The 13,380-nt window shown below is 70.5% G+C and carries 7 protein-coding genes; 3 read left to right on the top strand and 4 right to left on the bottom strand.

The window, feature by feature from the left end; translation table 11 throughout:
* The first annotated feature begins 9 nt into the window (after positions 1 to 9).
* Positions 10 to 831 carry a DUF3097 domain-containing protein gene (locus ACZ69I_RS01840; RefSeq protein ID WP_467669080.1) on the top strand — a complete coding sequence of 274 codons (822 nt, stop codon included), beginning with the start codon at positions 10 to 12 and terminating at the stop codon, positions 829 to 831.
* A 123-nt stretch (positions 832 to 954) separates the two neighbouring features.
* Here ACZ69I_RS01840 and hemW read toward each other — a convergent pair whose 3' ends face one another.
* Both hemW and ACZ69I_RS01830 read right to left on the bottom strand, forming a co-directional pair.
* On the bottom strand, positions 955 to 2,187 hold the full coding sequence (gene hemW, locus ACZ69I_RS01835) for a radical SAM family heme chaperone HemW (protein WP_470830041.1): 1,233 nt from the start codon (positions 2,185 to 2,187) through the stop codon (positions 955 to 957).
* 46 nt (positions 2,188 to 2,233) lie between these two features.
* On the bottom strand, positions 2,234 to 4,156 hold the full coding sequence (locus ACZ69I_RS01830; protein ID WP_470830040.1) for a SpoIIE family protein phosphatase: 1,923 nt from the start codon (positions 4,154 to 4,156) through the stop codon (positions 2,234 to 2,236).
* A gap of 219 nt (positions 4,157 to 4,375) precedes the next feature.
* Between ACZ69I_RS01830 and ACZ69I_RS01825 the strand changes: the two genes are divergently transcribed.
* Both ACZ69I_RS01825 and ACZ69I_RS01820 read left to right on the top strand, forming a co-directional pair.
* Positions 4,376 to 8,467, top strand: a complete 4,092-nt coding sequence (locus tag ACZ69I_RS01825; protein WP_470830637.1) for a HAMP domain-containing protein — start codon at positions 4,376 to 4,378, stop codon at positions 8,465 to 8,467.
* A gap of 12 nt (positions 8,468 to 8,479) precedes the next feature.
* Positions 8,480 to 9,064, top strand: coding sequence for a response regulator (locus tag ACZ69I_RS01820; RefSeq protein ID WP_467669086.1), 585 nt, complete (start codon positions 8,480 to 8,482; stop codon positions 9,062 to 9,064).
* A gap of 99 nt (positions 9,065 to 9,163) precedes the next feature.
* Here ACZ69I_RS01820 and ACZ69I_RS01815 read toward each other — a convergent pair whose 3' ends face one another.
* Together ACZ69I_RS01815 and lepA are read right to left on the bottom strand one after the other, a co-directional pair.
* Positions 9,164 to 11,053, bottom strand: a complete 1,890-nt coding sequence (locus tag ACZ69I_RS01815) for an AMP-dependent synthetase/ligase (protein ID WP_470830039.1) — start codon at positions 11,051 to 11,053, stop codon at positions 9,164 to 9,166.
* A 297-nt stretch (positions 11,054 to 11,350) separates the two neighbouring features.
* The gene (lepA, locus tag ACZ69I_RS01810) at positions 11,351 to 13,222 is read right to left on the bottom strand and encodes a translation elongation factor 4 (protein ID WP_467669090.1); all 1,872 of its coding nucleotides are present in this window, start codon (positions 13,220 to 13,222) and stop codon (positions 11,351 to 11,353) included.
* Between the last annotated feature and the right edge of the window lie 158 nt (positions 13,223 to 13,380).

The following is a 13,380-nucleotide window of genomic DNA, read 5'->3' as shown; positions in this document are numbered from 1 at the left end:
GTCGGCAGAATGCGCCAGTACTCCGCCGATCTCACGCCCCCTTGGAAGAAGCCGAAGCCCGTGCCCGAGGTGGCGGCGGACGCCGGCCTCGTGGTCGAGGAGCTGAGCACGGGCTTCTGCGGGGCGGTGATCCGCTGCGAGAAGACGGCGCAGGGCCCGACCGTGACCCTGGAGGACCGCTTCGGCAAGCACCGCGTCTTCCCGATGGAGCCGAGCGGGTTCCTGCTCGAGGGCCGTCCTGTCACCCTCGTACGCCCCTCGGGCGCCGCGCGCGCTCCGGTACGCCCCTCCCGCACCGCGTCCGGCTCGGTGGCCGTCCCCGGGGCGCGGGCCAGGGTCGCCCGCGCGGGGCGCATCTACGTGGAGGGCCGGCACGACGCCGAACTCGTGGAGCGGGTCTGGGGCGACGACCTGCGCGTCGAGGGCGTCGTCGTCGAGTACCTGGAGGGCATCGACGACCTCCCGGCGATCGTCGCCGAGTTCGCCCCCGGCCCCGACGCGCGCCTCGGCGTCCTCGTGGACCACCTCGTCCCCGGCTCCAAGGAGTCCCGCATCGCCGCGGAGGTCACCAGCGCGCACGCCCTGGTGGTCGGCCACCCCTACATCGACGTCTGGGAGGCGGTGAAGCCCGCCTCGGTCGGCATCACGGCGTGGCCCCGGGTCCCGCGGGGCCAGGACTGGAAGACGGGTGTGTGCAGGGCGCTGGGCTGGCCGGAGAACACGGGGGCCGCGTGGCAGCGGATCCTGGGCTCGGTGCGCAGCTACAAGGACCTCGAACCGGCGCTGCTCGGCCGTGTGGAGGAACTGATCGACTTCGTCACGCTGCCCTGACGGCACGGGGGGCTCCTGCGCCTGCATGTACCGGGCCGGCCTCCGTGCCGTGGTGACGACACTCAGGGCGCCCCGCACGGCGCGTGAGATTCCCCGCGCCCGCGCCCGCCCCCGCGAACCGCCTCAGTCCACCAGGTCCCGCACCACCGCGTCGGCCAGCAACCGCCCCCGCAGCGTCAGCACCGCACGCCCCTCGTCGTACGGGGCGGCCTCCAGGAGGCCCTCCCCCAGCGCGCGCCGCGCCGCGGCGAGGCCGGTCTCCTTCAGGAGCGGGAGCGGGCAGCCGTCGCGCAGCCTGAGCTCCAGCAGGATGCGTTCCACCCGACGGTCCTCGTCGGAGAGCAGCTCACGCCCGGCGCCGGGCGACCCGCCCCCCGCGAGCGCCCCGGCATACGCGCCGGGATGCTTGACGTTCCACCACCGCACGCCCCCCACGTGGCTGTGGGCTCCCGGCCCGGCGCCCCACCAGTCGGCACCGCGCCAGTACAGCTCGTTGTGCAGGCAACGGCCGCTCTCGGAGGTGGCCCAGTTGGAGACCTCGTACCACTCGAAGCCCGCGCTCCCGAGGACCTCGTCGGCGATCAGGTACCGGTCCGCGTGCACGTCGTCGTCGGTCATCGGCACTTCTCCGCGCCGGATCCGCCGCGCCAGCTGCGTGCCCTCCTCGACGATCAGCGCGTACGCGCTCACGTGGTCGGGCCCGGCGCCGATCGCCGCGTCGAGCGAGGCCCGCCAGTCGTCGTCCGTCTCGCCCGGTGTGCCGTAGATCAGGTCGAGGTTGACGTGCTCGAACCCGGCCGCCCGCGCCTCCGCGACGCACGCCTCGGGCCGCCCCGGCGTATGCGTGCGGTCAAGCACCTTCAGGACGTGCTGCTTCGCGCTCTGCATGCCGAAGGAGACGCGGTTGAACCCGCCCTCGCGCAGCTCGGCCAGGTACGCCGCGTCGACCGACTCGGGGTTCGCCTCGGTCGTGATCTCCGCGTCGTCGGCGAGCCCGAACTCGTCCCGTACGGCGGCGAGCATCCGTACGAGGTCGCCCGCGGCAAGGAGCGTCGGCGTGCCGCCCCCGACGAACACGGTCCGCACCGGCCGCGGGTCGTCGCCGAGGACCTTGCGCGCGAGGCGCACCTCGTCGGTCAGGGTGTCCGCGTAGTTGTCGCGGGAGGCGAGCACGCCGCCGGAGCCGCGCAGCTCGGTGGCGGTGTAGGTGTTGAAGTCGCAGTAGCCGCAGCGCGTGGCGCAGTACGGAACGTGCAGGTAGAAGCCGAGTGGGCGCGAGGCCGCGCCGGCCAGGGCGGACGCGGGCAGCGCGCCGTCCTCGGGCATGGGCTCACCATCGGGCAGTGCGGAAGGCATGCCTTCGATTGTCCCCCACCGCTCAGGCCCCCTCGCCCGGCCCGCCTCAGCGCGCCCGCAGCACCAGAAGCGCCAGATCGTCGTCCGGCGGCCGGTCCGAGAACTCGTGCACGAGCCGCCTGATCCGCTCCGCCACCAGCCCCGCGTCGAGCCCCGCGCAGCCGGCGAGGGCCTCGGCGAGGCCGTCCCCGTCGTCGAACTGGCTGCGCCCCGAGCGCCGCTCGGTCACGCCGTCCGTGACGCACAGGAGCGTCTCGCCCGCCCGCAGGTCGAAGCTCTCGCTCGTGTACGTCTCGTCGTCGACGACCCCGAGCAGCATCTGCGGGGTGGCCGCCTCCCGCACCTCGCCCTCGGGCGAGAGGAGGAGCGGCAGCGGGTGGCCGGCGCACGCGATCGTGCAGCGCACTCCCCCTTCGTAGGGGACCAGCTCGCCGTACAGGAGGGAGAGGAAGCGCGAGGTGGGGCCGTCGGGCGGCACGCCCTGGCCGCCCGCGACCGCGACGACCGCGGCCGCGGCGTCCGCCGCCTCGGTCGCGTCGTCGAGGAGCAGCTGGTTGAGCCGGTCCATGACCTCCGCGACCGCGTACCCCTCGCGGGCGAGCAGGCGCAGCCAGGGGCGGGCGAGGCCGATGACGACGGCCGCCTCCGGGCCCTTGCCCTGGACGTCGCCGAGCGCGAAGCACCAGCGGCCCTCACTGGCGTGGAACACGTCGTAGAAGTCGCCACCGGGGCCGCCCTTGTCCCGCGGCTCGTACACCAGGCCGCTCTCGACGCCGGGGATCTCCGCGACCTTGCTGGGAAGCAGCCCGCGCTGCAGCACCTGGCTGATGTTGGCCTGGCGCTGATAGCGCCGCGCGGTACTGATCGCCAGGGCGACGCGGCGGGCGAAGTCCTCGACGAGGCCGGTGATTTCGTCGGCGAACCGGACCAGGCCCGCCCGGCCGATGACGAGGGTGCCCAGCGAGCGCCCGCCCGCGGCCAGCCGGTAGGCCAGGGCCGCGCCGGACGAGCCCGCTCCGGCCGCGAGGGCCTCGCCGGGCCAGGGGATGGGGAAGGCGCCCGAGCCGGCCGCCTCGGGCAGCTGCGGCGGCTCCTTCTCCAGGACGCGGCGGAGCTCCTCCATGCGGTGCTCGCTGCTGTGCCAGACGCGGGCGAGACGTGCGCCGGGGGCGCCCGGGTCCCCGCGCACGGGCCCCTCCGAGCCTTCCTCCAGCCACACCGCGCACCAGTCGGCGAGCCGCGGCACGAGCAGCTGTCCGGCGAGGGCGGCCACCATGTCCTCGTCGAACTGTCCGGCCAGCATGTCGGAGGCCTCGGCGAGGAACGTGAGCGCGCCCCTGTTCACCCATTCCATGTCGTGCGGTGTCCTCTTGGGCAGGGGCGCGAGGATCTCGGCGGCGCGCAGACCGCGGTGGAGCGCCTGCTCGCTCGCGTACGACTCGATCTCGTGGACGGCCTGGACGCCCTCGACGGGCAGCCGGGCCCAGACGGTCTTGGTGCCCGGGCGGTAGGTGATGCCCCAGGACTCGGAGAGGGTCGCGACGAGGTACAGGCCGCGGCCGTACTCGGGGGTGCCGCTCGCCGGGCGGGTCTGCTCGCTGCGGACGGCGCGGGAGGGGTGGTGGTCGGAGACCTCGATGACGAGGGCCCCGGTGCTCGCGCCGGGCTCCGCGTCGTCCAGGCGGCAGAGCAGCTCGACGGCCGTGCCCGCGTGCACGACGGCGTTCGTCACCAGTTCGCTCACCAGCAGCACGGAGTCGTCGGCCAGCCGGTCGGTGAATCCCACGGCCGCGGGCACGCCGAGTTCGGTCCAGTCGGCGAGCGCCGCACGCACGAACTTGCGTGCGGCGGCGGGCGCAAGCGGATTTCCGGGCAGAGATGTACCCACCACGACCGACGGCCCGGGGCGGTCCGGGGCCGGAGCGAAAGAACGGAAGTCGGTCTCCCGTTGCAGCGGAATGGACCCCACGGTGCGGCTCCTGAGCAGTTCGGGCGAATACGCCTCAGGCGACACCGACAGAGTGACAGACTGGCCGCGCCCATAAGCACCGAGTTACTGAAGTGGGCCGTTATGAGTGAGAACAGTGCTATGCCTGCGGTTCGAGACGACCGGATTCCGGTCCCCGCGCAGGCCGCCGTGTCCGGTACGGATTCGGCCATGTGTCAGCTGCGCCCGCTTCTCGCCGCCATGCGCGCCGCGCGGGACGGGGACTTCACCAAGGTCGCGCCGGTCGGCGAAGGCATAACCGCCGAGCTGTACGTGGTGTTCAACGAGATGCTCGACCGCTCGCTGCACTTCGACGGCGAACTCGTCCGCGTGCGGCGGGAGATCATACGACACGGTCGGCTGGACGAGCGGTTCGCCGCGAGCCCGGGACAGGGCCGGTGGGCGGCGCGCGTGTCGGAGGTCAACACCCTCCTGGACGCGCTGGTCGCCCCGGCGGCGAACGCCACCCGGGTGCTCAACGCGGTGGCGGGCGGCGACCTCACCCAGCGCGTCGACCTGCACGACGGCACCCGCGAGCTCCGGGGCGATCTGCGCCGCCTGGGCCGCGCCGTCAACACGATGGTCGATCAGCTGTCCCTCTTCACGGGTGAAGTCACGCGCGTCGCCCGCGAGGTCGGTACGGAGGGCCGGCTCGGCGGGCGCGCCAAGGTACGAGGGCTCTCCGGCAGCTGGCGGGACGTGACGGAGGCCGTCAACACGATGGCGTCCCGCCTCACCGCGCAGGTGCGCGACATCGCCCTCGTCACCACGGCGGTGGCGCAGGGCGACCTGACGCGCACCGTCACCGTCGAGGCGACGGGAGAGCTTCTCGAACTGAAGCTGACCGTGAACACGATGGTGGAACAGCTCTCCGCGTTCGCCGCCGAGGTGACACGCGTGGCGCGCGAGGTCGGCACGGAGGGCCAGCTGGGCGGCCGCGCGCAGGCCCGGGGCGTGTCGGGCGTGTGGAAGGACCTCACCGACAACGTCAACTTCATGGCGTCGAACCTCACTTCGCAGGTCCGCAACATCGCCCAGGTCACCACGGCCGTCGCCAACGGCGACCTGAGCCAGAAGATCACCGTCGACGCCCGGGGCGAGATCCTGGAGCTGAAGTCGACGGTGAACACGATGGTCGACCAGCTGTCCGCGTTCGCCGACGAGGTCACCCGCGTCGCCCGCGAGGTCGGCACGGAAGGCAATCTGGGCGGGCGCGCTCAGGTGCGGGGCGTGTCGGGCGTGTGGAAGGACCTCACCGACAACGTCAACTTCATGGCGGACAACCTCACCTCCCAGGTGCGCAACATCGCGCTCGTGTCGACGGCCGTGGCCCAGGGCGACCTCGGCAAGAAGATCACGGTCGAGGCCAAGGGCGAGATCCTGGAGCTGAAGTCGACGATCAACACGATGGTCGACCAGCTGTCCGCCTTCGCCGACGAGGTCACCCGCGTCGCCCGCGAGGTCGGCACGGAAGGCAACCTCGGCGGTCAGGCGCAGGTCCGCGGCGTGTCGGGCGTGTGGAAGGACCTCACCGACAACGTCAACTTCATGGCGTCGAACCTCACCTCGCAGGTCCGCAACATCGCCCAGGTCACCACCGCAGTGGCGAACGGCGACCTCTCCAAGATGATCACGGTCACCGCGCGCGGGGAGATCCTGGAGCTCAAGGACACCGTCAACACCATGGTGGAGCAGCTGCGCGCCTTCGCCGACGAGGTGACCCGGGTGGCCCGCGAGGTCGGCACGGACGGCCGGCTCGGCGGACGCGCGCAGGTCCTCGGCGTGTCGGGCGTGTGGAAGGACCTCACCGACAACGTCAACTACATGGCGGACAACCTCACGGGCCAGGTCCGCAACATCGCGCAGGTCGCGACCGCCGTGGCCCAGGGCGACCTCTCCAAGAAGATCGACGTGGACGCGCGCGGCGAGATCCTGGAGCTGAAGACCACCATCAACACCATGGTGGACACGCTGTCCTCGTTCTCCTCCGAGGTCACCCGCGTGGCCCGCGAGGTCGGCTCCGAGGGCCAGCTGGGCGGCCAGGCGCGGGTCGAGGGCGTCTACGGCACCTGGAAGCGCCTGACGACGAACGTGAACGAGCTCGCGCTGAACCTCACCACACAGGTCCGCGCCATCGCCGAGGTGGCCTCCGCCGTCGCCCAGGGCGACATGACCCGCGCCATCACCGTCGAGACGCGTGGCGAGGTCACCGACCTCAAGGACAACATCAACCTCATGGTCTCCAACCTCCGCGAGACCACCCGCGCCAAGGACTGGCTGGAGTCCAACCTCGCCCGTCTCGCCGGTCTGATGCAGGGCCACCGCGACCTGATGGAGGTCGCCGACCTGATCCTGCGCGAGCTGACCCCGCTGGTGAACGCGCAGTACGGCGCGTTCTTCCTCGCCGACCCGGACACGGCGGAGTCCCCGGCGCCCACCCAGGTCACCGCCAAGGGCCTCGCCTTCATCGCCGGGTACGGCGCCGCGCAGGGCTCCGTCGTCGACACCGGCGGCATGCCCGCACAGGGCCTGGTGCGGCAGGCGGCGCTGGAGAAGAAGCGGATCCTCGTCGAGGAGGTACCGCCCGACTACATCAAGATCCATTCGGGGCTCGGCGACGCGGCCCCCGCGACGGTCGTCATCATCCCGATCCTCTTCGAGGACAAGCTGCTCGGCGTCATCGAGCTGGCGACGTTCTCCCGCTTCTCCGACGTCCACCTGGCCTTCTTCGACCAGTTCGTGAACACCATCGGCGTCGCGATCAACACCATCATCGCCAACTCCCGTACGGAGTCCCTGCTCGGCGAGTCGCAGCGCCTGGCCATCCAGCTCCAGGAGCGCTCGGACGAACTCCAGCGCCAGCAGGCCGAGCTGCGCCGCTCGAACGCGGAGCTCGAGGAGAAGGCCGCCCTGCTCGCCACGAGCTCCCAGTACAAGTCGGAGTTCCTGGCGAACATGTCGCACGAGCTGCGCACCCCGCTCAACTCCCTCCTCATCCTGGCCCGGCTGCTCTCCGACAACCCCGACGACCACCTCTCCGACCAGGAGGTGCAGTTCGCGACGACCATCCACCGCTCGGGCTCGGACCTCCTCCAGCTCATCAACGACATCCTGGACCTGTCGAAGATCGAGGCGGGCCGGATGGACGTCCGGCCCAAGAAGCTCCCGCTCATCAAGGTCCTGGACTACGTCCACGCGACGTTCCGGCCGCTCACCCTCGACCGCGGTCTCGCCTTCGACGTGTCGGTGGGCGAGGACGTGCCGCGCGAGATGTTCTCGGACGAGCAGCGCCTGCAGCAGATCCTGCGCAACCTGCTGTCGAACGCGGTCAAGTTCACCTCGGCGGGCAGCGTCGAGCTGCGGGTCAGCCGGGTCAGGGCGGCCTCGGGCGACCGGCTCCTGCACGACAACGACGATCTGCTCTGCTTCGCCGTCAGCGACACCGGCATCGGCATCCCGGCCGAACAACTCCCGGTGATCTTCGAGGCGTTCCAGCAGGCGGACGGCACCACCAACCGCAAGTACGGCGGCACCGGCCTCGGTCTGTCCATCAGCCGCGAGATCGCGGGCCTGCTCGGCGGCCGCATCACGGCGGAGAGCCGCCCCGGCCACGGCTCGACCTTCTCGCTCTACGTCCCCGTGGTGCACCCCGGCCACGGCGCGGCCGCCGTCGCGTACGCAGCCACCCACACCCAGCTGCCCGAACCGGCGGAGCAGGCCGCCCTGCACCCGCACACCACACTCGAACCCGACGACAGCTGGCCGACCCCGACCAAACTGGAGGAGTGGAAGGAAGGGCGCGCGGGCCGCATACTCCCGGGCCGCCGCGTGCTCATCGTCGACGACGACATCCGCAACGTCTTCGCGCTCACCCACGTGCTGAGCCGCGTCGGCATGCCCGTCCTGTACGCGGAGAACGGCCGTGAGGGCATCGAGACGCTGGAGCGCAATCCGGACGTCGACCTGGTCCTGATGGACATCATGATGCCGGAGATGGACGGCTACGAGACGATGGCCGCGATCCGCCGCAGCTCCCGCTGGCAGGGGCTGCCCATCGTCGCCCTCACCGCCAAGGCCATGCCCGGCGACCGCGAGAAGGCCATCGCGCAGGGCGCCACCGACTACGTACCGAAACCCGTGGACGTGGACCAGCTCCTCGGCGTCGTCTGCTCCCTCCTGGACCCCGAGGGCGCGGACGGCACCGGGGAGGCCACCTCCCCCGACCCACAATCCGTCGCCACGGAACAGCCCGTCACACCGAAGGAGAAGGCTGTTCCGCAGGCACCCGAGTGAGGCACCGTCACCATGAGCGCTGAGGCCACGACCGACAACCGCGCAAGCATCCTCCTTGTCGACGACATGGAGGACAATCTGATGGCACTCGAAGCTGTCCTGGGGTCACTGAACGAGCCTTTGGTCCGCGCCCGTTCGGGCGAGGAGGCGATGAAGGCGATCCTGCGGCAACGATTCGCCGTCATCCTCCTCGACGTCCGCATGCCCGGCATGGACGGCTTCGAGACCGCGTCCAACATCAAACGGCTCGACCAGACGAAGGACGTGCCCATCATCTTCCTGACGGGCACCGACAACGACGCGGGCTACGCCTTCCGCGGCTACGCGACGGGCGCCGCCGACTACCTCACCAAGCCCTTCGACCCGTGGGTGCTGCGCGCCAAGGTCACCGTGTTCCTCGAACTGCACCGGAAGAACCAGCAGTTGGAACGGATACTGGCCCGTGAGCAGCGCCAGTTCGACGAGCTGGCGGCGCGCCTGTCCGCGATCGAGACCCATATGGCCGCGAGCAGCCTGGGGGACGTCCTGGAACTGCGCCGCCACGTGACCCACATGGAGGAACTGGTGCAGGAAATGCGCCGCGGGCGGGACGTCTGAACGGGACGCCCCGCCCGCCGGACGGCACAGGCACGACACAGCACAGGTACGACGTTCTGAGCCCGGCCCGACGGGCTCAGGCCCCGCGCACGGCCGGTCTCAGGCCTCGCGGGACCCCGCGTACATCTCCTCGATGAGGTGCTTGTACTCCCGCTCGACGACCGGGCGCTTCAGCTTCAGGCTGGGCGTCAGCTCGCCGTGCTCGACGTCCAGGTCGCGCGGCAGGAGCCGGAACTTCTTGATGGTCTGCCAGCGCTGCAGGCCCTCGTTGAGCTCCCGCACGTGGCCGTCGATGAGCGCGACCGTGGCCGGGTCGGCGCACACCTCGGCGTACGACTTCCCCTCCTGGCCGTTCTCCTTGGCCCAGTCCAGGATGGCGGGCTCGTCGAGGGCGATGAGCGCGGTGCAGAAGTTCCGGTCGGCGCCGTGCACGAGGATGTTGGAGACGTACGGACAGACGGCCTTGAACTGGCCCTCGACCTCGGCGGGCGCGATGTACTTGCCGCCCGACGTCTTGATCAGGTCCTTCTTGCGGTCGGTGATCCGCAGATAGCCGTCGACGGACAGCTCGCCGATGTCCCCGGTGTGGAACCAGCCGTCGGACTCCAGGACCTCGGCCGTCTTCTCCGGCAGCCCGTGGTAGCCCTCCATGATGCCGGGGCCGCGCAGCAGGATCTCGCCGTCGTCGGCGATCCGCACCTCGGTGCCGGGCAGCGGCTTGCCGACGGTGCCGGTGCGGTAGGCCTCACCGGGGTTCACGAAGGAGGCCGCGGAGGACTCGGTCAGGCCGTACCCCTCCAGGATGTGGATGCCGGCACCGGCGAAGAAGTACCCGATCTCCGGCGCGAGCGCGGCGGAGCCGGAGACCGCCGCCCGCAGCCGCCCGCCGAAGGCCTCGCGCAGCTTGGAGTAGACGAGCGCGTCGGCCGTGCGGTGCTTGGCGCGCAGCCCGAACGGCACCGAGGCGGTGCCGGTCCTGCGGAAGTTGTCCTGGCTGACCTTCGCGTACTCGCGGGAGACCTCGGCGGCCCACTGGAAGATCTTGTACTTGGCCCCGCCGCCGGCCCGCGCCTTGGCCGCGACGCCGTTGTAGACCTTCTCGAAGATGCGCGGCACGGCGGCCATGTACGTCGGCTGCACCACCGGAAGATTCTCGATGATCTTGTCCACGCGGCCGTCGACGGCGGTGACGTGCCCGAGCTCGATCTGCCCGGAGGTCAGCACCTTGCCGAAGACGTGCGCGAGCGGCAGCCACAGGTACTGCACGTCGTCCGGGCCGAGCAGCCCGGTCGACGCGATGGCCTTGGCCATGTACGACCAGTTGTCCTGCGGCAGGCGCACGCCCTTGGGCCTGCCGGTGGTGCCGGAGGTGTAGATGATCGTGGCGAGCTGGTCGGCGGTGATCGCCGCGATCCGCTCCTTGATCAGCTGGGGGTTCTTCTCCAGGTGCGCGGCGCCGCGGGCCTCCAGGTCGGCGAGCGTGAGCACCCAGCCCTCGGGGTCGCCCTCGGCGGGCTCGGCGCCCTCGGCGTCGAGGACGACGACGTGCCGCAGCTCCGGCAGGTCGGCCCGCTTCTCCCGCGCCTTGGCGAGCTGCGCGGCGTTCTCGGCGATCAGCACCCGGCTGCCGGAGTCGGCCAGGATGTACGCCGACTCCTCGGCGTTGGTCTGCGGGTACACCGTCGTGGTGGCCGCGCCCGCGCACGTGATGCCGAGGTCGGCCAGGATCCATTCGACGCGCGTGGAGGAGGCGAGGGCCACGCGGTCCTCGGACTCCAGACCGAGCTCGATCAGGCCCGCCGCGATGGCGTACACGCGGTCGGCGGCCTGCGACCAGCTGAGCGACTTCCACTCGTCGGGCCCCTCGCCGGAGGCGGCCGGGACGGGGTAGCGATAGGCCTCGGCGTCCGGAGTGGCCGCCACGCGCTCCACGAAGAGGTGCGCCACGGAGGGCGGACGGTTCTCGATCAAGGTCTGTGTGTCGCTCACGACATCCTCCGGGCCCACGACTGTGCGGCGAACTGGCTGGCGGCTGCTTCTTACGTCTGCGTTCTCAGGTCTGCGTCTTGCGTCTGCTCTGATGCCCCTGCGGCTACTTGTTTAACTTGTGAGTAACCTACGAGTGGTGATCAGAGTAGAGCTCCGACGCCCGGCGCGTAAGGGGCAGCTGCCTGTCACTTTCTCCGGACACCCCTACGGAACGGGCCCGCCGCCCGGAAGCGCCGCGGGCCCGATGCGTGTGCGCACCGGGCCCGCGTGACCGCGGCTGCGCCGCGGTCGGGGTGATTACTTCTTGGCCTTGCCGGGGCCGCTGTCGTCGCTGGAGAGCACGGCGATGAAGGCTTCCTGCGGCACCTCGACGGAGCCGACCATCTTCATCCGCTTCTTGCCCTCCTTCTGCTTCTCGAGCAGCTTCCGCTTACGGGAGATGTCACCGCCGTAACACTTGGCGAGGACGTCCTTGCGGATGGCGCGGATGGTCTCGCGGGCAATGACCCGGGACCCGATCGCCGCCTGGACGGGCACCTCGAAGGCCTGCCGCGGGATGAGCTCGCGCAGCTTGGCGACGAGCCGCACACCGTACGCGTACGCCTGGTCCTTGTGCGTGACCGCCGAGAACGCGTCGACCTTGTCGCCGTGGAGCAGGATGTCGACCTTGACGAGCTGGGCGGACTGCTCGCCGGTGGGCTCGTAGTCCAGCGAGGCGTAACCCCGCGTCTTGGACTTCAGCTGGTCGAAGAAGTCGAAGACGATCTCCGCGAGGGGCAGCGTGTAGCGGATCTCGACGCGGTCCTCGGAGAGGTAGTCCATGCCGAGCATGACGCCGCGCCGGTTCTGGCACAGCTCCATGATCGAACCGATGAACTCGCTGGGCGCCAGGATCGTGGCGCGCACGACGGGCTCGAAGACCTGGTCGATCTTGCCCTCGGGGAATTCACTCGGGTTGGTGACCGTGTGCTCGGTGCCGTCCTCCATGATCACGCGGTAGACCACGTTGGGGGCGGTGGCGATCAGGTCGAGCCCGAACTCGCGCTCGAGACGCTCACGGATCACGTCCAGGTGCAGCAGCCCCAGGAAGCCCACGCGGAAACCGAAGCCGAGCGCGGCCGACGTCTCCGGCTCGTACACGAGCGCGGCGTCGTTGAGCTGCAGCTTGTCGAGAGCCTCGCGCAGGTCGGGGTACTCCGAGCCGTCCAGCGGATAGAGACCCGAGAAGACCATCGGCTTCGGGTCCTTGTAGCCGCCCAGGGCCTCGGTCGCGCCCTTGTTCAGGGAGGTGATCGTGTCACCGACCTTGGACTGCCGGACGTCCTTCACGCCGGTGATGATGTAGCCCACCTCACCGACGCCGATGCCGTCGGCCGGGGTCATCTCGGGGGACGAGACACCGATCTCGAGGAGCTCGTGCGTGGCGCCGGTGGACATCATCCGGATCCGCTCGCGCTTGTTGAGCTGGCCGTCGACGACTCGTACGTACGTGACGACGCCGCGGTAGGAGTCGTAGACCGAGTCGAAGATCATCGCGCGCGCAGGGGCGTCCGCGACACCGACGGGCGCGGGGATCTCGGCGACGACCTTGTCGAGCAGCGCGTCGACGCCCATGCCGGTCTTCGCGGAGACCTTCAGGACGTCCTCGGGCTCACAGCCGATGAGGTTGGCGAGCTCCTCGGAGAACTTCTCCGGCTGGGCGGCCGGCAGGTCGATCTTGTTCAGTACGGGGATGATCTTGAGGTCGTTCTCCATCGCCAGGTAGAGGTTGGCGAGAGTCTGCGCCTCGATGCCCTGGGCCGCGTCGACCAGGAGGACCGTGCCCTCACAGGCCGCGAGCGAACGTGAGACTTCGTACGTGAAGTCCACGTGGCCCGGGGTGTCGATCATGTTGAGGATGTGCGTCCTGCTCTGGTCCGGGCCCTCGGTCGGGGCCCAGGGCAGACGCACCGCCTGGGACTTGATCGTGATGCCGCGCTCGCGCTCGATGTCCATGCGGTCGAGGTACTGAGCACGCATCTGCCGCTGCTCCACCACACCGGTGAGCTGCAGCATGCGGTCGGCGAGCGTGGACTTGCCGTGGTCGATGTGCGCGATGATGCAGAAATTGCGGATCAGCGCCGGATCGGTACGGCTCGGCTCGGGCACATTTTTAGGGGTCGCGGGCACGCAGGGTCCTGTCTCTTGAGGCGCCTGTCGCCTCGGGTCGGATCTATACGTAGGTTCCATCGTCCCATGGGTGGGGCACTGCGCTCGGTTTGGGCCGGTCGGAGGGGTGCGGCAGGACTCCGGCGCTCGGTTTGGGCCGGTCCGACGGCGGCTGGTAC

This window comes from Streptomyces sp. NPDC036815 (assembly GCF_055609205.1).
The sequence above is the reverse complement of the archived record's forward strand: the minus strand, read 5'-3'. Positions and strand labels throughout refer to the sequence as shown.

Coding starts and splice junctions, on each gene's coding strand:
- ACZ69I_RS01840 (WP_467669080.1), top strand. CDS start 10: ATGCGCCAGTACTCCGCCGATCTCACGCCCCCTTGGAAGAAGCCGAAG.
- hemW (WP_470830041.1), bottom strand. CDS start 2,187: ATGCCTTCCGCACTGCCCGATGGTGAGCCCATGCCCGAGGACGGCGCG.
- ACZ69I_RS01825 (WP_470830637.1), top strand. CDS start 4,376: ATGCGCGCCGCGCGGGACGGGGACTTCACCAAGGTCGCGCCGGTCGGC.
- ACZ69I_RS01820 (WP_467669086.1), top strand. CDS start 8,480: ATGAGCGCTGAGGCCACGACCGACAACCGCGCAAGCATCCTCCTTGTC.